Consider the following 294-nt stretch of genomic DNA (forward strand, 5'->3'; position numbering starts at 1 on the left):
TTTCTCTAGAACAAAAGATTGATGAACAAATCACATTAACCAGCGGAGAACAACGCAGGCTTCAAAAAGGAATTGCTCAAAGAGTTTACGAGATTGAGAGTGACCAAGTATTACGCTCAAAGTTGTTCAGAGAATTACACCGAGAAATCAAGGATCGCTTCGGTGTTGCATCCTATAAGGACCCTTAAATTGGCTGTAAAGGTGGCCATTTCATCCTGTGTTGCCTTGGAGACTTTGTACATCTTTTGCCCGAGTGGCATGATCACGAGGATGGCAATAGGGACAGAAATAATC

General features: G+C 42.2%; 1 protein-coding gene. It reads left to right on the top strand.

The window, feature by feature from the left end; genetic code table 11:
• Positions 1-188 (top strand): ORF6C domain-containing protein (locus tag PZE06_RS28380; RefSeq protein ID WP_275792454.1); only part of this gene is annotated, 188 nt, incomplete at its 5' end.
• Between the last annotated feature and the right edge of the window lie 106 nt (positions 189-294).

Origin of the sequence: Robertmurraya sp. DFI.2.37 (assembly GCF_029211245.1) — a bacterium.
GTDB lineage: Bacteria > Bacillota > Bacilli > Bacillales > Cytobacillaceae > Robertmurraya > Robertmurraya methanolica_A.